Source organism: Streptomyces lasalocidi (genome assembly GCF_005280215.1).
Taxonomy (GTDB): domain Bacteria; phylum Actinomycetota; class Actinomycetes; order Streptomycetales; family Streptomycetaceae; genus Streptomyces; species Streptomyces longwoodensis.
The window spans coordinates 6305489-6329297 of record NZ_SZNQ01000001.1 but is presented as its reverse complement, the minus strand read 5'-3'; the positions used below and the strand labels follow the sequence as shown (position 1 = coordinate 6329297).

General features: G+C 70.4%; 27 protein-coding genes. 9 read left to right on the top strand and 18 right to left on the bottom strand.

From position 1 onward, the window contains the following. Positions 1–189: 189 nt before the first annotated feature. The 18 genes from E4U91_RS28590 to E4U91_RS28500 all read right to left on the bottom strand — a co-directional run bounded on the left by E4U91_RS28590 (position 190) and on the right by E4U91_RS28500 (position 14116). Positions 190–1551, bottom strand: a complete 1362-nt coding sequence (locus tag E4U91_RS28590; RefSeq protein WP_137309484.1) for a caspase family protein — start codon at positions 1549–1551, stop codon at positions 190–192. Next, positions 1541–1990, bottom strand: a complete 450-nt coding sequence (locus tag E4U91_RS28585; protein WP_137309483.1) for an effector-associated constant component EACC1 — start codon at positions 1988–1990, stop codon at positions 1541–1543. The genes E4U91_RS28590 and E4U91_RS28585 overlap by 11 nt, the downstream gene beginning before the upstream one ends. A gap of 664 nt (positions 1991–2654) precedes the next feature. Next, positions 2655–3278 carry an HAD family hydrolase gene (locus E4U91_RS28575; protein ID WP_137309481.1) on the bottom strand — a complete coding sequence of 208 codons (624 nt, stop codon included), beginning with the start codon at positions 3276–3278 and terminating at the stop codon, positions 2655–2657. Then, the gene (locus tag E4U91_RS28570; RefSeq protein WP_137309480.1) at positions 3275–4426 is read right to left on the bottom strand and encodes an MFS transporter; all 1152 of its coding nucleotides are present in this window, start codon (positions 4424–4426) and stop codon (positions 3275–3277) included. The genes E4U91_RS28575 and E4U91_RS28570 overlap by 4 nt, the downstream gene beginning before the upstream one ends. Further along, on the bottom strand, positions 4423–5667 hold the full coding sequence (locus E4U91_RS28565) for an ATP-grasp domain-containing protein (protein ID WP_241678716.1): 1245 nt from the start codon (positions 5665–5667) through the stop codon (positions 4423–4425). The genes E4U91_RS28570 and E4U91_RS28565 overlap by 4 nt, the downstream gene beginning before the upstream one ends. Before the next feature lie 49 nt (positions 5668–5716). After that, the gene (locus E4U91_RS28560; RefSeq protein WP_137309479.1) at positions 5717–6019 is read right to left on the bottom strand and encodes a hypothetical protein; all 303 of its coding nucleotides are present in this window, start codon (positions 6017–6019) and stop codon (positions 5717–5719) included. A 31-nt stretch (positions 6020–6050) separates the two neighbouring features. Then, positions 6051–7286, bottom strand: coding sequence for an MFS transporter (locus tag E4U91_RS28555; RefSeq protein WP_137309478.1), 1236 nt, complete (start codon positions 7284–7286; stop codon positions 6051–6053). Then, positions 7283–7798: a regulator gene (locus E4U91_RS28550; protein ID WP_137309477.1), complete on the bottom strand. Its 516-nt coding sequence runs from the start codon at positions 7796–7798 to the stop codon at positions 7283–7285. The genes E4U91_RS28555 and E4U91_RS28550 overlap by 4 nt, the downstream gene beginning before the upstream one ends. Then, positions 7795–8625 (bottom strand): winged helix-turn-helix transcriptional regulator, encoded by an 831-nt coding sequence (locus tag E4U91_RS28545; protein ID WP_137309476.1) that lies wholly within the window; start codon positions 8623–8625, stop codon positions 7795–7797. The genes E4U91_RS28550 and E4U91_RS28545 overlap by 4 nt, the downstream gene beginning before the upstream one ends. A 42-nt stretch (positions 8626–8667) precedes the next feature. Next, positions 8668–9075 (bottom strand): hypothetical protein, encoded by a 408-nt coding sequence (locus E4U91_RS28540; protein ID WP_168218175.1) that lies wholly within the window; start codon positions 9073–9075, stop codon positions 8668–8670. Positions 9076–9085: 10 nt separating this feature from the next. Continuing rightward, positions 9086–9529: a hypothetical protein gene (locus E4U91_RS28535; RefSeq protein WP_137309475.1), complete on the bottom strand. Its 444-nt coding sequence runs from the start codon at positions 9527–9529 to the stop codon at positions 9086–9088. After that, on the bottom strand, positions 9526–10008 hold the full coding sequence (locus E4U91_RS28530; protein WP_137309474.1) for a hypothetical protein: 483 nt from the start codon (positions 10006–10008) through the stop codon (positions 9526–9528). The genes E4U91_RS28535 and E4U91_RS28530 overlap by 4 nt, the downstream gene beginning before the upstream one ends. 95 nt (positions 10009–10103) lie before the next feature. Further along, entirely contained in the window at positions 10104–10457 is a 354-nt protein-coding gene (locus E4U91_RS28525) for an SH3 domain-containing protein (RefSeq protein WP_241678715.1), read from the bottom strand. Positions 10458–10604: 147 nt separating this feature from the next. Then, positions 10605–11348: a hypothetical protein gene (locus tag E4U91_RS28520; protein WP_137309473.1), complete on the bottom strand. Its 744-nt coding sequence runs from the start codon at positions 11346–11348 to the stop codon at positions 10605–10607. A 23-nt stretch (positions 11349–11371) separates the two neighbouring features. Further along, complete coding sequence (locus E4U91_RS28515) at positions 11372–12067, bottom strand: helix-turn-helix domain-containing protein (protein WP_137309472.1); 696 nt, start codon at positions 12065–12067, stop codon at positions 11372–11374. 18 nt (positions 12068–12085) lie between these two features. After that, on the bottom strand, positions 12086–12571 hold the full coding sequence (locus E4U91_RS28510) for a hypothetical protein (RefSeq protein ID WP_137309471.1): 486 nt from the start codon (positions 12569–12571) through the stop codon (positions 12086–12088). Next, a complete protein-coding gene (locus tag E4U91_RS28505) occupies positions 12568–13110 on the bottom strand; it encodes a DUF4913 domain-containing protein (RefSeq protein WP_168218284.1) in 543 nt (180 codons plus the stop codon). The genes E4U91_RS28510 and E4U91_RS28505 overlap by 4 nt, the downstream gene beginning before the upstream one ends. 250 nt (positions 13111–13360) lie before the next feature. Further along, complete coding sequence (locus tag E4U91_RS28500; RefSeq protein WP_137309469.1) at positions 13361–14116, bottom strand: DNA-methyltransferase; 756 nt, start codon at positions 14114–14116, stop codon at positions 13361–13363. A 513-nt stretch (positions 14117–14629) separates the two neighbouring features. Here E4U91_RS28500 and E4U91_RS28495 point away from each other — a divergent pair. From E4U91_RS28495 to E4U91_RS28455, 9 genes are all read left to right on the top strand, one after another. After that, complete coding sequence (locus E4U91_RS28495) at positions 14630–15760, top strand: C40 family peptidase (protein ID WP_137309468.1); 1131 nt, start codon at positions 14630–14632, stop codon at positions 15758–15760. Positions 15761–15935: 175 nt separating this feature from the next. Continuing rightward, complete coding sequence (locus E4U91_RS39155; RefSeq protein WP_241678714.1) at positions 15936–16160, top strand: hypothetical protein; 225 nt, start codon at positions 15936–15938, stop codon at positions 16158–16160. A gap of 355 nt (positions 16161–16515) precedes the next feature. After that, positions 16516–16830 carry a DUF6112 family protein gene (locus E4U91_RS28485; RefSeq protein ID WP_137309467.1) on the top strand — a complete coding sequence of 105 codons (315 nt, stop codon included), beginning with the start codon at positions 16516–16518 and terminating at the stop codon, positions 16828–16830. Next, positions 16830–17522 carry a hypothetical protein gene (locus E4U91_RS28480; protein ID WP_137309466.1) on the top strand — a complete coding sequence of 231 codons (693 nt, stop codon included), beginning with the start codon at positions 16830–16832 and terminating at the stop codon, positions 17520–17522. The genes E4U91_RS28485 and E4U91_RS28480 overlap by 1 nt, the downstream gene beginning before the upstream one ends. Positions 17523–17558: 36 nt before the next feature. Then, positions 17559–18941, top strand: a complete 1383-nt coding sequence (locus E4U91_RS28475) for an SCO6881 family protein (protein WP_137309465.1) — start codon at positions 17559–17561, stop codon at positions 18939–18941. Between the two features lie 80 nt (positions 18942–19021). Continuing rightward, positions 19022–20494, top strand: coding sequence for an SCO6880 family protein (locus E4U91_RS28470; protein ID WP_137309464.1), 1473 nt, complete (start codon positions 19022–19024; stop codon positions 20492–20494). 97 nt (positions 20495–20591) lie between these two features. Further along, positions 20592–21053 carry a DUF6238 family protein gene (locus E4U91_RS28465; protein WP_137309463.1) on the top strand — a complete coding sequence of 154 codons (462 nt, stop codon included), beginning with the start codon at positions 20592–20594 and terminating at the stop codon, positions 21051–21053. Between the two features lie 28 nt (positions 21054–21081). Next, on the top strand, positions 21082–22587 hold the full coding sequence (locus tag E4U91_RS28460; protein ID WP_137309462.1) for a VirB4 family type IV secretion system protein: 1506 nt from the start codon (positions 21082–21084) through the stop codon (positions 22585–22587). Between the two features lie 11 nt (positions 22588–22598). After that, the gene (locus E4U91_RS28455; RefSeq protein WP_174867872.1) at positions 22599–23171 is read left to right on the top strand and encodes a hypothetical protein; all 573 of its coding nucleotides are present in this window, start codon (positions 22599–22601) and stop codon (positions 23169–23171) included. Positions 23172–23809: the final 638 nt, after the last annotated feature.

Sequence of the window (23809 nt, the reverse complement as noted above, 5' to 3'; positions counted from 1 at the left end):
CGGCCTGAATGAGGATGCTCCACCTTGCTGCTGGTCCCGGGCAGCTGCTGCGGCGTGCTGATGGAGCGGTCGGTCGGTCCCGTGTGGCGCCGAGTATGGTCTCCGCTGCGCCAGTAGAAGACAGCCATCGGGCGGGAGGTACTTGGTTCACAACGGTCCAACTGTGCCGCGCTGCAGAGATGGTTGTTGTTACTCCTGCAGGTCCGTGTGCAGGTCAATCAGTTTGTTGATGTCGGCGCGCAGCTGATCCGCCCTCTCGCGGTAGGTGTTCACCGTTTCCATGGTCAACTGGTAGCTAGGCGGGCTGCTTCCGCCGGGGACTTGGGCTGCGTAGGGGTCGGCGGCAGTCCAGGGAGCGTATCCCTTTTTGCGATCTTCGAGGACTTTGATGGATTCGGCGATGACCATCCATCGGGAGTCACCGGTGTTTTGGTGCAGCCAGGTCGCGATGCTTGAAGGCGAGCGGACATGGAACGGTACTTGTAGGCGGCGGCGGACCGTTTTGAACTCCTTCTTCAGGTCCGCCCAAGCCTTATCCAACAGATAAAGGTGCGCCCGCTGTTGCTTGAAGTATGCATCGCCGGGATAGCGAGGTTCCTTTTCGGGGCGCCATCGTCCGACCGGAGCAGGTCGCCAGTCCGACTCGGGCACGCTGGCCAGGACGACAGACGACCCACCTTCACTATTTTTCTGAGTCTGATCGATTTTGGTCGAGATGCCAGGCAATTTGGTGCTGTAGCGCTCGGCTTCCCCGCTCACTTCAGCAGGCGCCGCCGTAGTGGCGGCACGGTTCGGGAAACAGAGGGAGTCCGCCACCGTATTTTGGGCGAACTGTTGGGGCGCCGGGCTTCCCCTTTCCAGCAGCCGCTTACGCACCCGCTGCCACGCATGGGTGACGCTCAACTCCGGCCCTACGCCAGGGATTCCGTTTTCAAGGATCTTGATCAGTTCGCCCGTGGCCTCCGGATAGGTGGCACCGGGCAGTGCGAAGGACTGCCGGTTGTGCGGGGCGGACGTAAGTACTACGTCCCCGTAGTCCTCCGACGGGTCGCTGCCCGGAGTGGCCGGTTCGCCTAAGGCTCGGGCCAGTTCGTCACGCGTGGCCTGGCCATGAGGACTCATCGCGCCGGCCAAGCCGCTGTAGCAGCAGTCCAGCACGGTCAGACGGTAACGTGCCGACGCGCCGGCTGTCCGGAGGACGCGACGCAGGTCCCGGTATGCAACCGTTCCGACTTGCGGGTAGTTGGGGTCGGCGCCCGCCAGGCACAGGTAGAGGTTCTCCCCTTCTTGGTCCCGGAGGCCGTGTCCGGCGAAGTAGACGACCAGAGTGTCCCTCGTCGCTTCCGCGGCGTCGCGGACCGCGCTCAAGATGCCGTCTGCGGACGCTTGGGCATCGAGCACTGTGATATGGCTTTTAGGAAGGCCCCAGAGGTCGCGCAGCAGCTTGGAGAGCCGCCTGGTTCCGTGGGATGCGGCGGGTAGTGATGTCATGCCGGTGTAGGTGTCCAGTCCGACTAGCACTGCCCGGCTTGCCCGCGGATCAGGAATCACCGTCAGCTCCGCTGTTGGAAAGAGTTCCCCCCGCGGGCCCTGGCGCCTGACCGGAGAGACCGGTGCCCATTAGCAGGTGTGTGATCTGGGCTGCTTCCTCGGCGGATCCCGCCTCGACCACCATTCGCGAGTCGCCGTGTTCGACGACCAACCGCACCGCCGACTGAACACGGGGAGGCAGCGAAGCTCGGAACGTTTTGTGTGAGTACACCAGCGATGCCGCAGAGAACCCACTGTTCAATACCAGAGCGAGCCACTCGACCAGGCCGGCGGACATCGCGCCGTCATCTGCTTCTGAGCGGATCCGACTGATCTCCACGTGCGGGCCCACCGAGCGGTCCTGGACAAGCCACCGCGCGAAGGCTTCCGTTAATTGCGGTGCATCCTCATTTTGCACGCTGCCTGCAACTTCAACACGAATGCGCACACTCACCCCCACGTCGGGCTTCCGTCAAGCGGATGCCGTTTGAACTGTACTGGCTGATCAGTGCACGTTCCACCAGATGACGCATGGCATTTCCGTCGGCAAGGGGGTGAGGAGCGAAGGTGGGGCGGATCGGGCAAGTCGACGTGGGCGGCAGGGAGTCGAGAGCAGCGTCGGTGGTGGACTGAGTCCACCTCACAGGGGGGCACCTCCATTTCCCATCTCGACCGTACAAGCTTCGATCACGTGGCTGACCACCACCGCCACGCGCCTTGGCCTGTGACGAAGGGCGAGCCGTCCTTCGTGAACATGGTCGCCCTGCTCCGCTGAGTCATGATCGCGAGCTGGCTTTCCGCCGCCGACCTGGCTCCGCCCACCGCAGACGAGAGGTCTCACACCGGGGCCGAAGCCAGTGCCGCGCACCCAACCGCATGACCTACGAAACCCGCGAGAGTCGAAGTTCCAGATTTCACGCACACACCCGAGTGGCCCTTGACAAACCTGATTCCACATGATGCCGAGGTCGTCGTGGTGCAGATCCCAGCCGAGGTCGCGTAGCGGGTCGAGGCCGGGGTCACCGACCGCGGTGGAGCGGGCCAGGTGGCGTGAGGCGACGTAGACGTCGCCGTCGATGGTGTCGTGGTCGTCGTGAGGCACTGAATCCTGGGGAGGAGGCGGGTCAGTTGGGGGGCTGCAGGGTGGCGGTGAGGTCGGTGGGCCGGCCGGTGTAGTGCAGGGTGCGCAGGCCCAGGTGGCGGGCGGCGTGGCAGTTGTCGGCCCGGTCGTCCACGAAGAGGACGCGGTGGGGGTCGGCGCCGGTGGCGTTCATCGCGTGCTGGTAGGCGGCCGGGTCCGGTTTGCAGACCTGGAGCCGGGCCGAGTAGAAGGCGTGGGTCATCAGGCGGCGCCACGGGTGGCGGTCGAGGACGTCGCTGAGGTGGCGGGGTGCGTTCGACAGCAGGACCAGCGGCAAACCGGACTCGTGGGTGTGGTGGAGAACATCGACGACGCGTTCGTCGGTGGACGTCCACATGTCGGTGTCGGCGTCGCGGAGTTCGCGCAGCCGGCGGGCGCCGGGGTGGTGGCCGAGGACCGTGGCCCAGTACGCGAGGTCGCTGAGCTGGCCGGCGTCGTAGGCGGAGCGGGCGTTCCAGAAGGCGTTCTGGAAGGCGGGGAGGTCGTCGGGCCACAAGGCGGTGTGGGCCAGGCGGAGCCACTGGTCGGTGGTGGGTTGCAGGCCGATGACGCCGTTGTAGTCGAGGATGACGGCGTCCAGGCCCGTCTGGGCGGCGGCAGGGGTCAAGGGGTGGTGTTCTCCAGGGCGCGATGGGCGAGGGCGGCGACGGCGGCTGCGAGGAGGGCAGGCAGCAGCAGGGCCGTGGGCAGGGTTGTGGCGCTGGCCAGGGCACCGATGAGGGCCGGTCCGGCGAGGAGGCCGAGGTAGCCGGTGGCGGTGACCGTGGCCACGGCCCTGGGGCCTCCGGCTCCGGCCGCGGTGATGAGCGAGGGGACGGTGGTGGACAGGCCGAGTCCGAAGACCGCCCACCCGGCCAGCGCCAGCGGGGTACTGCTCCCGATGACGCCGATGGTCAGTCCGGCCGTGGCGAGAACGGCACCGGCCCGTACCACCGTCGGGGCGCCGAAGGCGGCAGTGAGCCGATCACCGGTCAGCCGTCCCGCGGCCATAGCCGCGCTGTACAGAGCGAACGCTGTGGCGCTCGCGGCCGTCGGGGCGCCCAGGGTGTGCAAGTGCACGGCGGCCCAGTCGGCGGCGGCTCCCTCCCCCAGCAGGCTCGCAGCGGCCAGCGCGGCCAGAAGCCAGAGCTTTCCCGGCGACGGAACCAGGGGCAGCTTCCCGGCGTCGGCGCGCATTGCGGGGCGGTCTGCGCCGCTCAGGCGTCGGGTGACCGGCACCGCAGCGACCGCGACGACGGCCAGGAGGGCGCCTGTTGCGGTGAAGAGAGTGCTGTGCGGGGCCCGGGCGGTGAGGGCGGCCAGGGCGGCGCCTGCCAGGGCGCCGAGGGAGTAGGCAGCATGAAGACCAGACATGATGGGCCGGCCGAAGGCGTTCTGGCAGCGCACAGCCGCGGTGTTGGCGGCAACATCCAGGATGCCGTGTGCGAGACCGAAGGCGGGAGCCGCCGCCAGCAACGCGGACAGGCTCTCGCCTTGGCCCACCAGGACGAGGCATCCGGTCAGGGCAAGGGATCCAGTGGTGAGCAGCGTCGGGAGCCGCTCTGGGCGGGCGTAGCGGCCTCCGAGCTGAAGTCCGGCGACCATGCCGACGGCGGCGGCCAGCAGGACCAGGGCCAGCCCTGCGGTGCTGAGGTGGGCAGCCTGCTGCACGGCGGGCATCCGTGCGCCCCACACCGCCATGATGGCCCCGAGGCCGAGGAAGTACCCGGTCAGCAGCACCCGGCTGTGCCGGTCGGCCGCAGACACCACGCTCACGCCGCGGTGCTGCGAGTGCCGGGGGTCCGGTCGAGGACCGCGGTGACGCCACGAGCGGCCCGCTCGGCGCGTGCACGCGCCTCCTTGCCGGTGGTGGCGGTGGCGACGAGGTAACCGAGCCGCCCCGTGTACAGGTTTCCTCCGTCGGTGGGGAGGAGGAGCTGGTCGCCGGGGCGGCGCTGGAACTGCAGCCGGTCCAGCCACGTCGGTCGGGGCCGGTCGTAAGTGAGGTGGGTGAGGGTCCCGGAGGTGTCCGGGTAGAGGAGCCGGATGGCGGCGGCCGAGGACCTGGTGGGCGTGAGGTCGGGGGCACGGCCGCAGGCAATGTCGGCTGCGGCACCGACCAGGTCGATGCCGGTGGCGAGACGCACGAGGTGGCCGATCATGTCTCCGGCCAGGCGGGCGTTGACCTCGATGAGACGGGGTCTGCCGTCGACGAGGCGCATCTCTATGTGGCTGACGCCGTCGGTGATGCCGAGGGCGTTGATCGCCGCCAGGGCGGCCGGCGCGACGGTCTCCAGGAGCGGGTCGGCGGCGTCCACGCTGTGGGCCAGCTGCTCGAAGTGCGGCGGAGGGCTGAGGGTCTTGCGGTTGACCGCGACCACCGTGGTGTTGCCGCGGTAGGTGACGCACTCGACGGAGATCTCCGGCCCGTCGAGGAACTCCTCGACGAGGACGCTGGTGCTCTCGGTCCCCTGACCGGCCGTCCGTTCGGCTGCCCGGTAAGCGGCCGTGAGCTGATCACGGTCGTCGACGCGGCGCACGCCGATGGCACCCGCGTGTGAGGCAGGCTTCAGCACCACGGGGTAGCCGATCCGTTCGGCGGCGGCTTCGGCCTCCTGGCGGGTGCGCACGCTCACCGAGGCGGCCGAGGGCACGCCGTGGCGGGCGAACAGCGACCGAGCGGTGGCCTTGTTGCGACACCCCTGCATCACTTCGGGTGCGGTGGTGGGCAGGCCGAGCTGGCGGGCGAGGCGGGCGGTCGGGACCACGTTCCACTCGTCCCAGGTCATGACACCGGAGAGGTCGTGGCGTCCGGCCAGGGCCCGGCCCCCTGCCAGCAGTGCGGCAGGATCGCTGAGGTCCACGACGGCGTGATCGGTGATGTGCGGCTTCTCCCACGACGGTTCGGTGCCGGTGAGCAGCACGACGTCGTAGGCGGCGGCGACCTGCTCCAGGCAGTAGCCGCGGTAGTTCTTGTCTCCGGGAGCGACGACGAGCACGACGGGACGAGCGGACAAGGGGGGGTTCTCCGTATCGGGGGACGGCAGGGCAGGAATAGGGGGTGTCTCAGGCGGCGCGGCGACGGCGCAGCTCGAACGCGCTGGCCCAGTGGGGGTGGTCGTCGATCAGACGGCGGGCGTAGAGAGCGGTGAAGTTGTTGTTCAGTCTGGCGACGCCGTACGGGAGTTGGCGTCGCAGGTCCTCGAAGAGGTCCTTGAGGCTGATCCGAGCGGCTCCGGCGGCCAGGCGGCGAGCGGCCATGCGTTCCAGAACGCGGTATACGTGCGGGTTGCGGGCGTCGAAGGCGTGGAACTGCTCGGTGATGGTGCGGCCGGTCGCTCGGTGCGACCCGAGGGCGGCGATGGTCATAAGGGTTCTCCACGGGCTGGGGACACCTGGGTCAGGTGCGCAGGGCGGGGTCGGTGCGCAGGCGGGCGAAGGCGCAGAACAGGCCGAGGGTTTGCAGGGCGGCGCAGGCGGTGATGAGGTGGCCCAGCGCGTCGGGCGGGGTGAGCGCGGTGAGCACGCCGGCGACCGGGAAGGGCAGCAGGAGGATGAGGATGGTGGCCGACAGAGTGCTGCCGAACGCCTCTGGGGGGATCAGTCGGGAGCGCAGGGTGCGCAGGACGACCGCTAGGCCGCCATCGGCGGCCATCAGGACCGCGACCATGACCAGGTAGGACAGGTAGTCGGGGGCCAGGGCGGCGGCGAGACAGGCGAGCGAAGCAATGGCGGAGCAGGCGACTCCCACGGGCCACAGGCCCAGGCGGTCCAACGCGAACCGGCAGATGGTCACGGCCACCAGGGTGGCCGCCGCTGCGGCGGACCACACCAGGCCAACGGCTGTGGTGGACTGCCCGAAGTGCTGGACGACAATCACGGGACCGGCGGCTTGGAGAAGGCCGATCGACAGGTTGGACAAGGTCAGCCCGGCCACCAGCCAGCCGAGCGCGGGGAGCGCGCGGATGGTGCGCCACCCCGTGACGAGCCCGGCGCCGGGCCGCCCCTTGGGTGCGCGGGCCGGGGCGACGGGCGAGGGCGGTGTGTGCAGGGCGAGCAGCGCGGCGAGCAGCGAGAGCACGGTGACCACTGCGAGCATCGATGGCGGCCCGGTGAGCAGCAGCACGCCGGCGAGCGCCGGTCCGGCCAGGGTCGCGGTCTGGTCGATGCCGAGCAGGACGGCCTGGACACGGTGGGCCTGGGGTCCGGCTCGGCGGCCGGCGGCGGCTCCGGCGGTCTCGGTCGCGATGTAGCTGAACTCGGTGAGCACGCCGGTCGCCGCCGCCAGCACCATCACGGTCACGCTCGCCATGGCACCGGACGGGTAGAGGTACAGCAGGACCGCGCCGACGGCGAGAACCATCGCCCGTCCCAGGGAGGCGAGGTGGAAGACCACCGCGGCGCCGCGCCGGTCGACGATCGATCCGGCCCACCCGAACGCTGCCAGGCGCGGGATCCACTCCAGCGCGAAGGTCGCCCCTGTCAGCGCGGCGGAGCCAGTCGTGGCCAGAACGAGCAACGGGATGCCGTAGGTGGACATCGCGAACGCCAACGCGTCGGCCGTGCGTGGCAGGTAGATGCTGCTTATCAGCCCGGCCGTGTGGCGTGCGTGGCGGGGTGTGACCGCTGCGCTCACGCGGCCCGCTCAGACTCGGGCACCCTGGGCACCTGGGGGTGGTCGGCCAGCCACTGGATCAGGAGCGTGCGGGCACTGGCCAGGTCCGCCTCAGTGTCCGCATTGGGGCCCATGTCGGGCAGGGGTCCGGGGCGGTCGGCGTTCTCGGGGGTGAGCGATGGTGTCAGCAGGCCGAGGGCATGGTGGACACGGCTGCTGAAGTCGCAGACGGCGGCGGGGACCGAGTGGCGCCGCGCCCACCGGGCTAGCGCGTCGTACAGGTCGGCCAGCTCCGTTCCGGAGTCTGTGAGTTCCAGACCGGCGCCGGGCGCGACCCGGACGAGGCCGTGGGCGCGGGCCGTGTCGGATGCACTGCGCAGTTGGTGCGCGGAAAGGTCGGGCAGGGTGCCGGCGAGCCGTCGCGGCGGTATGGCGCCGTTGTCGTCGATCTCGGTGACCAGGCGGATCAGGGAGGGCGAGGCCAGCAGGTCGACTGCGTGACGTGCTTCGGCAGGGGTGAAGGAGGTGCTCATCGGCGCGGGCCTCCCGCCGGGAGGGCCGCGGTCGGGCGGCCGGCGGCGTGCGAGAAGAGGTCGCGGTGGTGCCACGCCGGGGGCGACCCCACCGCCCGAGCGGGTGGCAGCGCCGGGCGTGACTGGCTGCTGACCCACGGCCTCGGCTTGCTCTTGGCCTGCGCTTGCCCCCAGACGGGGTGGTGGGCCGCCTGGTCGAGGGGCTGTCCGGCGGCCCAGGCGGACAGTGTGCCGAGGACGGGGCCCAGGGCGTCGCCGGCGGCGGACAGCCGGTAGGGCCGGCCGTTTCCCTCGGTGTCGGCCAGGCCGTCGGCAACGAGCTGGCGCAGCGGTGGATAGATGTTCGTCCAGTCGCTGCTGGGCATCACGATCCGGGCCAGCACCCGGCCGCTGACCTCGTTGCGTGACTTGAGCACCCACAGGATGGCGGCGGCGTGGCGCCGGGTGAGCAGGGTGAGGCTGTCCTCGATCTGCTCGATCGCGGGGAGCGGGCGGTCGGCCTTTTCCAGGTGTTCCTCGGCCCAGGTGACGATCATCGGCAGGACCGGCAGCAGGGCAGTGGCTCGCTCGGTGTGGCCGTAGGTCACGTGCCGTGCGGTGTGTTCGGTGCGTTCGACGAGTCCGGCGTCGCACAGCGCCTTGAGCTTGGGGTGGAGCTGGCCGTTCTGCAGCCAGGACACCTTGGCCGCTAGCTCGCTGTAGCGCAGCGGCGGTCCGGAAAGGGCCAGCAGGATCCTGACGTTCCAGCGCGGGGTGATCATGGCGAGGGCCTCAGTGACCCGGGCGATGTCGGCGTCGGTGTCCGGGGGCAGAGCGGTGGTGGCCAAGGGAGAAACTCCTGGGTGAATGAAGAAGGGGGTCGCCGCGGGTCAGCGGCTGCGCGCCGGACTCGGGGGCACAAGAGGGGGCGCCGGAGCAGGCGGCGAGGAAGTCGGCGGCGTCGGGGCTGGAACGCGGGCCAGGCTCTGCAGGACGGCGGTAACCGATGTGGCCTGGGCCTCGCGGACGGCGACGGCTTCGGCGAGCCGGCGGGTGCCGTCGAGGAGGTGGGAGACCTCCTGCGGGCCGATCTGCCGCTCAGGGTCGAGGGCCCGGGTGAGGTGGTCGCGGTGGAAGTCGATGCTGCGCTCGGCCAGGGCGAGGCTGTCGTGCATGCCGAGCAGGGCGGAGAGCATGCCGGGTGGCTGCTCCTGTGCGTGGGCTTCGAGGTCGGCGAGCGGTGCGCCGTACAGGTCCTCGATCCGCCCGGCTATGTCGGTGGACGTCAGGCGGGGCAATCGGGGGCTTTCACGGTCGGCGGCTCCAGGCCGCCCCGGCACGCTGGGGTGCCGGGGCGGCAGACGGGGGCAGGGTGGCGGTGGCCCTGAGCTGCGCCGTGCGGACAGGCCGGGCCTGCCGGTCAGGTGGCGACATGGTGCGCAGCAGCTCGCCCAGGGCGGCGCGGTAGCCGTCGCGGGCCTCCAGTGCCGCTTCCAGCCATTGCGCGTCGAAGCGGAGCGTGTCCGCCGACAGTTCGCCCATGTCGCGGGCGGGGTCCATGTCGGCGTGGACGCGGTCGCGTACGCGGGCGACCTGCTCCTCGGTGAGCGCCAGGAACGAGCGCAGCTCCAGAGCGCGGGCGAGCGCGGGTGGAGCATCGTGGCTGGACGCCACCTCGTACAGCTCGGGTACCGGGTTCCCGAAGACCTTCTGCAGGTCGGTGTCCATGGTGCTGGCCTTGTCCCGGCTCATCGGGCGGACCGTGCCGGCCGCCACGCCGACGCCGGCGCGGGTGTCCCTGCCGGGCGGTGGGGGGCGCTGGTCTGCACCGCCGGGCCGCTTCGGGCCCGGAGGCGGGCCAGGCGCTCAGCAGCGAGGTCCTTCTTCCCCGGAGCGGCCGGGCCGAGGAGCCAACGTACGACCATGGCCCGGCCGTCGCGGGCGGTGACGGCGGCGTTCACCCGGAGGGCGAGGCCCATCGTCGGGTCGTCGACCTCGCTGGGCTGGGTCTCAAGGGCTGCGAGGAGGTCGTCCTCCGTGCGCTCCAGCACGGACTGGGCCTCGACGAGAAGGCCGTGCCACTTGACGACGTCGGTGGCGTCGGGGTTCGCGGTCGGAGCGGCGGCGACCACGGCCTTCAACTGGTCCATGCCCATGTCGAAGCGGGCCTCGATCCGTTCAGTGAGCACGCCCACGACATCCGCAGACTCATCGGATATGCCGTCGGTCAAAAGGGATCTCCTACTCTGGAAAGGCCGATGCCTGGGAATGCGAGGGGCGGCTGTACTCGGCACCCCCGCCACTGAGCGAGACGTGCTGGATCCGGTCAGTCCAGGCACATGCGGACATCTCGGTAGACGTAGGTGCCGGAGACCCAGCCCTTTACGCCGGTCGTCTTGTCTGTGATGTAGAGCCAGTTGCCGCTCTTCTTGGCCACGCTGAACTTGTGGCTCTTGTAGAGCACGCCGAGTGCGGTGGACTTCGAGCTGGCCTTGGACCGGATGGTCACGGCCTTGGCGTGCACCGTGTACGGGAGCGGCGGGAGGTTGTGGCAGCTCACGGCGGGGATGGCGGTTGCTGCGGTGGGTACGGTCGCGGCGCTGGCCGAGGTGGCGGACAGCGCCGGCAGAGCGAGCGCGCCGAGCATCGCCGCGGATATAACAATTCGGGTGGAGCGCATGCGGAAGAAACCTCCGTGAAGGCACAGGGAATGCGGGGAAGGCGCCGCGGGAGTCGTCCCGGCGGCTGTATAAGAGTCCGGAGAGTCGCCGGTTTGGCTAACCGGCGATCGTCGGCTATGTTGCGCCGCCCGCGACTGGAATAGCGCTCAGCGCGAACGGCCTGGCGGGCGCGGGGCAGGGGCCTTCGCCACACCTGCCGGGCGGCTGGCGGCGGCTGCTGAGCGGGACGGTGGGAGTGGGCCGGCCTTGCCGGTGAGGCGGTCCTCGCACCACTGCAGGGCTTCGCCCACCGTGTCGAAGCCGCTCTCGCGCAGGGTGTGTGTCCAGGCGTCGGTGTCGACCTCCTCGACCACGACGCGAAACGGTGACGGGGCGCGCTCGTCCATGGCGCGCAGGACCACGACGACGACCATGTCTTCCGGGTCGTCACGGGTGTAGGAGTAGCCCATGGCGTAGTGGTCGCCGTCTTCGGCGAGGCGTCGCTCCAGTGCTCGCGTGGCCTCGTCCGCCGGTGGCGGGCCCAACTCGGGGTCGAGGCCGATGGCATCGTGCGGGCAGCCGCGGTGGATGAGCCAGGACTGCGCCATCGCGGGCAGCGGCAGCGGTGCCTGCTCGAAGTTGAAGGTCTGCTGTTCGTAGTCCCGTTGCAGATGCACGGCGAGCAGCTGGGGTGTGCCGGGGTGTCCCCAGGTGGCAGTGCGGTCGAACATAACGTAGTAGCTGTGCGGCCCGTCGTGGTGCTGGGCGAGAGGGACAAGCATGTCCTCGCGGACGGCGACCTTGCGGTAGAAGTCGAGGTACCTCTCCTCGTCGGAGTCGAGGTCGTCCAATGCGAAGTCGACGTGGGAGATGGTTTTCCGGGCCGGCGCCGGTTCGGTGGGGGACAACAAGAGCCTTTCGGGAAGGGTCGAGTTCAGCGCCGCTTCGCGGGAGTGGACGCCGAGGCGCCGGGGCGAGCCGGACTCTTCGGCGCATGGATCGTGGGCGTCCGGCGGGCATCGAGCAGGGCGGCTCGTCCGGCGTCGGTGAGGGAGACGGACTGGCCGGCGTGCACCGGGTGGCTGGTGTCCCGGACGATCAGCCCGGCGCGTTCCAGCTTCTGCATCTGGGGATAGGGGATGCGAGTGCCGGAGGAGGCGGTCACGGACAGTCGGCCTGTCAGCAGATGTTCGTGGAGCTTGGCACCGCCGGCGATGGCGAGCAGTGCCGCCCGGTCGTCGGTCGAGAGCCGTCCTCCGTCGGGTGTCGATGCTGCGGCGGCGGCCTCGATGGGCTCCACGGCGGCGAGCACCTTTTGGGCTGCGGTATCGCGCGCGTCGGCGGCTTCCTCCAGCTGGTCCACGGTGCGGTCGATACGTACGAAGAGGGCGCCGTCGACAGGGAACTCACCACTCGTGAGGCGGTTGAGCAGCTTGAGGTAGAAGGTGACGCCGATCTGCGCGTTGGCCAGCGTGCGGTGCCGGTCGACCAGCTGGGCGTGCGGTTCGTCGAGGACGCCGCGGTCGCGGTAGGCCCACAGGGTGTCGATGTCGTGGCCGGTGACCGCTTCGATGCGGTGATCGAGCTGCGTGACCGCACGCCGGGCGGACGGCGCGGGTTGAGGGGGCAAGGGTGACGCTCCGTGCGTTCAGCGGGTGGGATGGTGCGCGGGGTTGAGTGCGGGACGGGGCAGACCCGGCAGTCCGGTAGGCGGCGGACCGGGCCGGGGCACGGGAGCACGGGTGGTCAGCTGCGGGGAACGCGAGCGGGCCGCGTGCGTCCGCGCGCTCAGCGGCCGGCGGGTCATCCCCAGGCGGCGGCCGACCTCGTCGTAGACGTCGTTGCCCGCACGCGGCCGGATCGCGACCACGTGGATCTCCTTGGGGTGGGCGGATTCCGCAGGCGCCGGGCGGACGCCGTAGACGACGCGCCAGTCCTTGCGGCGGTCCACGAACAGCTTCCGGTACCCCTCCAGGTCACCGTCGAGGCGCTGTCCGAAGCGCTGTGCGTTCACGACTTCCTGCAGGTAGGCGAGGGTGAGGTCACGGATATCGCTGGGGGCCTGGAGGAGATCGGTCAGCGCGCGAGGGTCGAAGCTCAGGGCGAAGGCGGGCTGTCCCGTTCCCGCGGTCATGACGTTGGCTCGTCCGGCTCGGTGGCTTCCTCCGTGGCCGTCGTCTCGGTGCGCACGGACGGCGGCGGGCCGGGCAGGAGACGGTGCGCAGGCCGGTCGGGGGAGGTCATGCAGGCCGACAGCGGTCCGCCCGGCGCGCGAATCGCGGCGACGGCGTGGGTGAGGAAGTCGCGGTGCCACACGAACAGCCCGGAGAGCCCGGCTTCGGGGTCCTTGTGCTGCTGGTAGGCGAGCCACAGGGCGTGGAGCCAAGCCACGACGTCGTCGTGTTCCTGCCACTGCAGGCACCAGGGCGCCGCGGTGGTGACCTCCGCCCCGTAGACGGGGAGGAAGAAGTCATCGACCCAGTCCGAGAGGGCGTCGAGTTCGTCTTCCCGTTCCTCCCCGTCGAGTTCCAGGATCGGGCGGGGCTCGGGCGGAGCGGCGGCCGGAGGCCCGCCGAGTCCCGGCATGCCGAACGCGGCAAACGGTGATCCGCCCGGTGCCGGGGCGGATGCGAGGTGGTCGAGCTGCTGAGCCTGTTGCGCCGACTGCTCCATGAGCCGCCGCACGCTCGCTTCGATTCCCTCCAACTGCGGATCCGGAATGCGAACCGGCTCCAACCCTCCTTCGTCAGAGGGCTTTGCGGTTTCGGACATTGAAAGTTCGGCCTCCTACGAAACACGGGATAAGAGAAGGGCGAAAGCGTCCTTGAACGGACCGAGCAGCGAATCGCACGTCCGCTGCGGCGGTGCTCCGCCAGCGGCTCAGCAGGGAGCCGGTTGCGCTGGCGGCAGGAGAGGACGCGGCTCAGGTTGCGAGAACCACGTCATCCTTGCTGAGGGTGGCGCGGATCGTCTCGGTGAGCCGGTCGGCCGCGATCGACGCGTAGTGCTCGGTCTTCTCCACGCCGATGAAGTCCCGGCCTTCCAGCAGGGCGGCGACGCCCGTGGAGCCGGAGCCGGCGCAGAAGTCGAGGATTGTGCCGCCTTCGGGGCTGATCTTGACCAGCTCGCGCATCATCTCGACCGGCTTCTGCGTGATGTGCTGGCGCTTGGACCCCGAGGGCTGCGAGGCCGAGTACATACCCGGCAGGTAGACCGGGTTGCGGGAGCCGTCGATCGGCCCCTTGGACGCCCAGACGATGAATTCGCAGTTCTGCGTGAACCGGCCCTTCTGGGGCCTGGCCTGCGGCTTGTGCCAGGCCAGCACACCCCGCCACAGCCACCCGGCCGCCTGGATCGCGTCCGTGGTCGTGGGGAGCTGGCGCCAGTCGGTGAACAGCAGCGCGGTCCCGCCGGTCTTCGTCAGCCGGTGGGCCTCGGTCATGATCTGGGTGAGCCAGAAGCCGTAGGAGCGCTGGTCCATGTTCTCGCCGGTGAAGTCGGCGAGGTCGTTCTTGGAATCGGCGGAGGTGTACTTCTGCTTCGCGGAGCGCGTGGTGCGCTCCTTCGCGGTCCGGCCGCCGCTGTTGTACGGCGGGTCGGTGATGACGGAGTCGACGCAGCCGTCCGGCAGGCCGGAGAGAACGGCCAGAGCGTCGCCCTGGTGCAGGGAAAAAGGCAAAGAGGAACCCCTATTCGGGTGCGAAAACACGGAGGGAAACCCCGCCTCGCGCAGAAGTCCTCACGGGCCGGAAATGGGCATGCAGAAGCCCAGGGCCGCAAACCGAGGAAGGCGAGGGGAGTCCAAAAACTGTAGAGGCGAAAGCGCCGACGACCAAGAAGCGCCCGGCCGGGGTATCGGTTTCCGGCACCTTACGCCGACTTTTTGGTCAACCGCCGAACCGGGCCTACTGTTTTTGAACCGCCCGGCGCATACCGCCGCTGGTTACTCCCCTGCCGCACGTCATGGAGGTACCCCCTGCCCCGGCACACCTAGCTCACGGCACGGCCACACGGCGCGAGCGGCAACTCGCCCGCATTGGCCCGTCTCCGATCGCCCACCCCGGCCGCCGCGCCCTTCCACCACACGCCTCGCGCACGCGGCACGCCGGACACCGCACCCCAAGGACATGTTCATGACGTCTCGCTGCCCGCCCATGCCCGAAACCGCTGACCGGCGAGCGGTCCGCTCGCGTTGAAGGGGCTCGCCGCCGGCATCGGCGTCGTCTTCCTCTCCCCGATCCTGATCGCCGGCACCGGCATGATGCTGGCTTCCTCCGCCGACGCTGTGCAGAGCAACGGTTCCTTCAGCGGCTGCCTGACCGGCATCGACAGCAACAAGGTCGCCGAACAGGTCACCAAGATCCTCGACGGCGCCTCCGGCAAGGACATGCACGTTGAGGGATTGGACCTGCCCGCCGAGCAGGTCCCCAACGCCCAGACGATCGTGGCCACCGGCATCTCCCTCAACGTCCCCAAGAAGGGACAGATCATCGCGCTCGCCACGGCGATGCAGGAGAGCCGGCTGCGCAACCTGGGCTACGGCGACCGTGACTCCCTCGGCCTGTTCCAGCAGCGGCCCTCCCAGGGCTGGGGCAGCGCCCAGCAGATCCGCGATCCGGTCTACGCCTCCGAGCAGTTCTACAAGCACTTGCTCAAGGTGGACGGCTGGCAGCAGATGACTGTCACCCAGGCCGCGCAAGCCGTGCAGAAGTCTGGTCTTCCGGACGCGTACGCGCAGTGGGAGAACCTGGCCACCGCGCTGCAGAGCGCCATCGCCAAGACCTTCCCCGGCGCCGGCGACGCGGACGGCAAGGACACGACCCAGGGCGAGAAGCCGTCGACGAGCACGACCGGCTGTGCGCCGGGCCAGGACGGTTCCGGCTTCGGCCGCATCCCCGAAGGGAGCGTCCCCAAGGGCTACTCGATCCCCAAGGACGCCGACCCCAAGGCCCGCAAGGCCATCGAGTGGGCGATGCACCAACTCGGCACGCTCTACCAGTGGGGCGGATCCTGCACCAACGCGCACGGCCCCGACCCCATGGGCCGCTGCGACTGCTCCAGCCTGATGCAGCAGGCGTACGCCCATGCCGGCATCACGCTCACCCGCACCACGTACACGCAGGTGGGCGAAGGCAAGGCGGTCTCCCTCGCTCACCTCAAGCCCGGCGACCTGATCTTCAGCCGCGGCACCGCCGCACGGCCCGAACACGTCGGCATGTACATGGGCGAGGGCCTCGTCATCGAGGCGCCGCGCACCACCAAACCGGTCCGGATCACCCCGATCAAGGACTGGGACATTCTCGCCGCCCGCCGCGTCCTCTGACCCCGGTCAGCCCCCAGGCCCGCGAGCCGCCGTCGCCAGGACCTCGCCAATGGCCCGCCCGATAGCCGGGCGCGGAGGCCAACCCCCTCCGCGCCCGCCGTCTCGCCCGACGAACCGCCCAGCAGGACGAGTCGAACGGCCCACTCCCTATCTCCCCACCTCCCGGAGCATCCACGTGACCATCCCCTCCCGCGTCCGGCGCGCCCTCGCGGCCAGCTCGATCGGCCTCGCAGTTGCCGCCGGCGGCCTGGCCAGCGCATCCACAGCCCAGGCGTACGACACCGGCCACACGACGATCTCGTGCAAGGCGGTCAAGGTCCACAAGGATCCGTCGAAGAAGTCCGCCGTCGTGGGCATCGCCTACCGGCAGGACAAGGTCGCCTATAACCAGTTCGCGTAAAAGCGCGCAGAGAAGACCTGGTACACCCGCGGCACGGTGACCCGGAAGTCCGACGGCAAGAAGATCCACGGATACATGATCTACGACTGCGCCAACCCGTACGAGTCGAACCCGGCACCAAAGCCGCCGATTCCGAAGTAGCGCACCCCGGCAGCCCTCCCTGGCCCCGAGCGGAGAAGGCGGCTTCGAAGCCGCGCCCCGGCCCGAGGAGTGGACTCTTCCCGCCTCTGCCCGCCCCAGGTCCGGGCAAGCCGCCGCCGCGGCCAATCTCGCGCCCCGAGCGCATGTCCCCCTCCGCTTCGCTTTTCCCGCCGGCCCTCACCTGGCCCGCGTATGCAAGGAGCCCGCCTCACCTATGTCCGTCCCTCTCACAGACCGCGTCATACAGCTCGCCTACGACCCAGGAATCTCGCCCAAGGGCGGCGGGTTGCCTGGCCTCGCCGTGCTGAAGAACGTGGTCAATTCGATCAATATGTTCGGGATCATCGCCGTCGTCGGCGCCCTCGCCGTCTCGCTCGGCGTATGGGCCTGGGGCCACCACACTGGCGGCCACCAGGCCGAGGCCAACGGAAAGAAGGGCGCCGTCGTCGCCGCGGGCGCCGCCCTCGGTCTGGGTGCCGCCAACGGCATCGTGGCCTTCTTCTCCGGCCTGGGGTCGCAGGTCCACTGATGCGAAACCGCTTCCCTTCCCTTTCGCTGTCCTCATACGGCACGGGATGGTCTGCCACCCGTCGCATCGCAATCGTCGCTGTTGCCGTCGCCGGCCTGCTCGCCCTCGCCGTGATCGTCGCCCTGATGACCGGCGGCGGCAACGGCCACCATGCGCCGGACAGTGCCGCGCCCGCCCCGACCGGCAGCCCGTCCTCCTCCGAGGCCGCCCCGAAGCCTTCCTCCGGATCCGGATCGGTGCCCCAGCCTCCGCAGATCGCCGAACCGGTCGCCTACGCAAAGGCGGCGGCCCAGATGCTGTGGTCCTACGACACCCGAGACACCAGCCGCGCCGAGCAGCTCGCCGGCATGCGGGCTTGGATGACCACCGAGACCAAGTACGCCGACTGGGCCTCGGTCGCCGGCCAGGTCCCCGACCCGGTGCTGTGGTCGCGGATGGCCGACCAGGACCAGCACGCCACCGCTCACATCACCGAGGGCCACTACCCCTCCGCGTTCAAGCAGGCGCTGGCCGAGGACCCGTCGGCGATCACCGAGGCGTACGTCTACGTGGTCACCGTCAACGGCAAGCAGACCCTCAGCTGGAAGAAGGGCGGTGGCGGAGCCGAGGAACGAGCCGTGACCCTCGCCGTCCAGTGCCGCCCAAACCACGACTGCACCCTGGCCGCCTTCGCCCCCAGCGTCACGCAGTGACCCGCACCTGAGACAAGAAAGGAGGCGTAAGTCCCCGTGGGTTTCTGTGACATCCCCCTGGCCGGCAAGCTGTGTGCCGTCGGCGACGCCGTCGATTTCGCCTCGGACCCCGGCAAGGCCATCGGTGACTGGATGGCGAAGTCGGCCGGTGAACTGGCAGCGGCTTCAGCTGATCTGGCCGCCGAGGCGGTCAACACCACCACGAGGGTGGACCTCAACGCCGGATGGTTCCGCGACAACTACGAGATGTTGCTGCCGCTGGGCCTGGTTCTGCTGGTCGCCACTTTCTGCGCGCAACTCGTCCGGGCCGCCATACGCCGCGACGGACAAGCACTGACACAAGCATTCACCGGCACCATGAGCGGTGTCCTGTTCGCCTTCTGCGCCATCGCCCTGACCACAGTCGCCATCGAAGTGGTCGATGCGCTCTCCGACGGACTGTTCCGCGCCGCGAAGCTGGATATCGCCTCCGCCGTACGGCGCATCGTGAAGGTCAACCAGATCCCCGGTCTGGCCGGCCTCGGCTGGCTCGTGGCGGTCGTCGCCGGTCTGGGTGCCGCCATCGGCGCCGTCCTGTACTGGTGCGTAATGATGGTCCGCAAGGTCGGCATCCTCGTCATGGTCACGTTGGCCGTCTTCGCCTCCGCCGGCGGCGGCTGGGAAGTCGCCCGACGTTGGCGCAAGGGCTGGATCGAAGCCACCGCCACCCTCGTCGTCTCCAAGCTCCTGATGACCGTCATCTTCGTCCTCGGTATCGCCGCCATGGGCAAGACCGAAGCCAATGACGGTATCGCCGCGCTCGCCGACGTCATGTCCGGCATCGTGATCATGGTCCTGGTGCTGCTGTGCCCGTACGCCGTCTTCAAATTCGTGCACTGGGCAGCCGACGGCACCGACGGCGAGTCCATCCACCGTGCCGGTGGCGCCGGGGCCCAGATCGCCAAGGCCCACGCCGGGAAGGCCGCCCGCAAGGCCGCCGCAGCCGCGGCCACCGCCGGAACCGGAGGCGCCGCAGCCGGAGCAGGTGGCGCTGCCGCCATGGGGAGTGCCGCACCGCAAGGCCCCGACGGCGGCGGATTCCCCGGCGACGTCGCCACCAACCCGACTGGCGGCGGCGAAGGCAAGGACGGTTCGCAGGGCGGTGGTACGGGAGGCTCGCCCGGCGGCGATGCCGTCAAGTCCGGCCTGGAGAAGGCCGTCCAGCCCGCGCCGACCAGCGTGTCCGACGACACCAGCGGCCAGGTGGGAGGCGCCCCAGGTTCTGGCGGATCCGGCGCGAATGCCGCGTCGGGCCAGGGCGGCGGGTGGCAGGCCACTCCGCCGACGACGACACCTCCTCCGCAGGGCGCGCCCCCGTCCTCCGGCTCGCAGGATGCCGCGTCGAGCGGGTCTGCTCCGCCGCCTCCGACCGGTCTCTGATCCCTGTCCGACGCCCGGGGGCGGGACGTGCACGCCACCTCCCGCCCCCGGACTCCACCCGCGCCTCCAGGACCGCCCCCATGACTGATCTTTCTGTCGCTCCGGTCACGGTGAAGTTCCCGCACCGGAGCCGCCGCGGCATTCTCCTCGGCCTCTCCCTGCCCCAGCTCGTCCTCGTCTCCTGCACGCTGGCCCTGCTGCTGATGACGGTGATCTCCACCGGACTGCTCGGCGCCGTTGCCCTGGCGCCGCTGTGGGCGGCATCCGGTGCACTGGTCGCGATCCGCCGGCACGGCCGCTCCCTGATCGACTGGGCGCCCATCGTCACCCGGTACGCGCACCGCCGCCGTACCGGCCAGATACTCTGGCTCGCCCGGCCAGTTACCCGGCCCCGGCAGGACGGCGTCCTGCACCTTCCCGGCACCGCCGCTTCCCTCAAGGTCGTCACCCCCGGCGATTCCGCCAACGGAGCTGCGGCCGTCCACGACCCGCACCAGCAGACCCTGACCGCCATCGCCCGCGTCACCTCCCGGGCTTTCGCTCTTCTCGACCCGGCCACCCAGAACCACAACGTGAGCAGCTGGGGGCGCGCGCTGGCGGGTATCGCCCGCACCGGGCACGTCGCCACTGTGCAGGTGCTGGAGCGCACCGTGCCCGACAGCGGTGACACGCTCACCCGCCATTGGACCCAGAACGGGCAGCCCCAGGCCCCCGTCGCCGGACAGGTCTACTCCGAACTGGTCGCCTCGGCCGGACCGGCCGCCGCACCGCACGAGACCTACCTCGCCATCTCCCTCGACCTCAAGGCCGCCCGGCGCCTAATCAACCAGGCCGGCGGAGGGCTGCCCGGGGCGTTCACCGTCATGCAGCAGACCACCGCGTCCATCGCCCAGGCCGCCCGCAACGCCGGCCTGATGGTCACCGGATGGCTGAGCGCGCGGGAGATCGCCGCCGTCATCCGCACCGCCTACGACCCCAAGGCGCTCGCCGCGCTCCAGCAGTGGTCCGAGACCGGCCGTGCCGCGGCCGACCCTGCAGCAGCCGGTCCCGTCGTGCAGTTCGAGGAGTACGACCGCCTCGCCACCGACAGCGCGCGGCACGCAACGTACTGGGTGGAGAACTGGCCAAGGACCGAGATGGGGGCCGGGTTCCTGCACGGGATCATGTTCACGGCCGGCGTGCGCCGCACACTGTCCCTTATCTACGTGCCGCAAGGGCTCGAGTCGGCACTGCGGGACGTCCAGCGCAAAAAGGCGGCAATCATCGCCGACGCCAACGAGCGCGCCCGCCGCGGCCAGGTCGACTCCGAAGAAGACTCCGTCGAGTACGCCGACGTCAAGATCCGCGAGCGCCAGCTCATCGCCGGGCACGCCGACGTGGCCCTGACCGGCCTGGTCACTGTCACCGCCGAGACCGACGCCCTCCTGGACGCCGCCTGCGCTCAGATCGAGACGCACGCCGTCACCTCCGGAGTCGATCTCCGCAGGCTCAACTACCAGCAGCCGGACGCCTTCGCCCTCTCCGCGCTCCCGCTCGCCCGCACCGCCCTGTGAACCACCAGCGCCCGGGCGCACCCTGGGCCACTGCCCCTGGCTCACCAGCGACGGCCCCCCTCACCACCCTGCCGACCGGCAGGAAGGACCACCACCTTTGACCTCCTCCACGCGTCCCGACGACGCGCACCCCTACCTCCGCGCCGCGAGCGCCGGCATCCGCCACCACGCGCGAGCCCTGGCGCCGTCGGACGCTGACCCGCCCAGGCCCGTGGACCGTGCGCACCTCGACGTCCTGCACGCCCACCTCGCCGCTCTGCTCCAGCTTCTGGACCGGCTCGCCGACCGCGCCCGGCCCCCGCACCCAGCCGCCGGACGTCACCTGGCCACCGCCCACACCAGGCTCTGGCAAGCCACCACCGAAGTCCACGCCGCCTTCCACCTGCTGCCCGGCATGACCGAGGCCACTGCCAGGACGAGCGCCTGTCATCCGGAGCGGCTTCCCGAGAGCCCGCCCGTGCTGACGATCTGCCAACGCCACCTCGCCGCCGGACACGTCGTCCGCCGCAAGACCACCCCCACCGACCTCCGCCCGCACACCACGGCCTGCGTGCGATGAGCACCACCCGCAGAATCGAGGGCCCCCGATGAGCCACCGCCCCGCCCGCCGCGCGTCCGCCAGCCCGCTGTTCACCCCCCACGGCACTGACCGCGCCAGCCGCAAGGCTGCCCGCCGCCAGCTCGCCGAGGCCGCCGCCAAGGCCCGCGCGGAAGCCAGCGCCCACCAGAGCGAAAGCACACGCGCTGAGCAGGAGATGCCCGCCCCGCTCTACCCACCGGGCGGGCGCCCAGGGCCCGCCTCCGCCCGCGGGAACCGGCTGAAACTTCCCGCCCACCGCATGACCACCGCCGTCGCGGCCGGCGCCTATCCCTTCCTCGCCGAAGGCGGACTCGGCGCCGAAGGCATCTACATCGGCCGCGACGTCCACGCCGAAGCATCCTTCGTCTTCGACCCGTTCGCCCTGTACGGCAAGGTCGAGGGCTTCACCAACCCCAACCTGCTCCTCGCCGGCGTGATCGGCCAGGGCAAGAGCGCGCTGGCCAAATCCTTCGCGCTGCGCTCGGTCGCCTTCGGATACCGCGTCTACGTCCCGTGCGACCCGAAGGGCGAGTGGACTCCGGTGGCCGAAGCCCTCGGCGGCCGGTCCGTCGCCCTCGGGCCCGGACTGCCCGGACGCCTGAACCCCCTGGACGCAGCCCCGCGCCCGGACAGCGTGGCCGAGGCCGACTGGGTCGGCGAGATCCGCAAGCGGCGCCTGCTCCTGCTCGGCTCCCTGGCCCGGACTGTACTGGGCCGGGACCTGATGCCCATGGAGCACACCGCCCTGGACGTCGCCCTCGACGCCGCCGTCACCCGCGCCGCCGACACACACCGCACCCCGCTCCTCGGCGACATCGCCGCCACCCTCAACAACCCTCACGCGCTCGACGAGGCCGCCGGGATGATGTCGGGGCAACTCGGTGACGCAGCCCGCGACCTGGCCCACGCTATGCGGCGCCTGGTCCACGGCGACCTGGCCGGCATGTTCGACGCCCCCTCCACCGTCGCCTTCGACCCCAACGCGCCGATGCTCACTATCGACCTGTCCCGCCTCGGCGGCAGCGGAGACGACACCGCCCTCGTCCTCGCGATGACCTGCGCGAGCGCCTGGATGGAATCCGCGCTCTCCGACCCGAACGGCGGCCGGCGCTGGATCGTGTACGACGAGGCATGGCGCCTGATGCGGCACGTCGGCCTCCTCCAGCGCATGCAGGCCCAGTGGAAGCTCTCCCGCGGCCTCGGCATCGCCAACCTCATGGTGATCCACCGGCTGTCCGACCTGCTCACCGCCGGCGACGCCGGATCACAGGGCCGCGCCCTGGCCGAGGGCCTCCTGGCGGACTGCTCCACCCGGATCATCTACCGCCAGGAGACCGACCAGCTCCACGCCGCGGCCTCCCTGCTCGGCCTGACCTCCGTCGAGATGGACGCCATCGCGCACCTGAACCGGGGGCGCGGCCTGTGGAAGGTGGCCGCCCGGTCCTTCATCGTGCAGCACCTCCTGCACAGCCACGAACTGGCGCTCTTCGACACCGACGCCCGCATGCACTGACCAATAGGACCATGAACCCCGACTTCACGCGCGACCTGATCCCGCGCGACGACGCCCTGCACCTCATCCACGCACTCCACGCCGTGAAGGACAAACTGCACGACGCCGCCCAGCGGTGGGAGCTACTCGACGAGAACGGGCACGTTCCGGCCGCGCCGTCCTACACCGCGCTGCTCCAGCACGCCACCGACGCGCAGGACCTCTCCCGCGAGGTCCTCCGGCTGGCCGACGCCTTCGCCCAGAGCCCCCACCGCACCACCCGGACCGGCCGGACCGTCCTGAAGCACCTCGCCTCGGCGGCGACCATCTCCAGCCACGCAGCCCCGCACTTCACCGAGACCGCGGAGAACGCCCTGGCCCTGCCCCGGACTGCCAACCCCACCGACCGGCACTACCTCATGAATCGCATGGTCATCGGCCACGCCTCAGCGCGCGCTTTTCTGCGGCGTGCCTCGGAGTCCCTTCGCGACGCAGCCAAGGAACTCGACGACCACCTCGGCGTCCAGCGCTTCCTTGCGCCTCTGACCCGCCGGGAGGGACCGCCGGAGCCTCCGCCGTCCCGGCCTGGCGGTCTCCACCGCTGACCGCGCCAAAGCCGTGAACTGATCGTGCAACTGACATCCGCCCCGGCGCAGTCCGCCCACAACGACCTGCAGCCCGCACCAGCCCGAAGGACTCCTGCATCATCCCCCGCGACCCAGACTTCGAGCTCTACGACAACGTCGGCCGCGACGCCGACCAGATCCATGCCGCCCGGTACAACCTCGCCACCCGCGGCGACCTGAAGCGGTGGGCACGACGCGACGCACAGCCCTTCCGCGCCGCGCACCCCCTACCCGACCAGCCCTGGCCAGCGCCGGACCTCACCCCGTACCTGGACGCCCTCGCCGCAGCCCGGACCCCGGCGGAGATCGACGCGGTCACCGACCACGTCCTGGACGCCACCGAACCCGCACTGCGCGCCCTGAGCGACTACCTCGTCGCCGCCGCCCGGTGGAAGCAGGAGAACCGCGACGGGGCCAAGGGATCGCCTTCGCACCTGCTGATGACAGCGGCCAGCCGGGCCCTGTCCGTCCTCGCTCTCGCCGACGAAGCCGGTCTGAACAGGCTGCGCGCCGCCTACGACCCGGCCCCCGCCCCCGCCCCCACAGCGTCGGCCAACGCATCGCGTGGAGCTACCGCGAGCCTGCCGCCCGCTCCCCCCTCCACCGGCCCCGCGCCT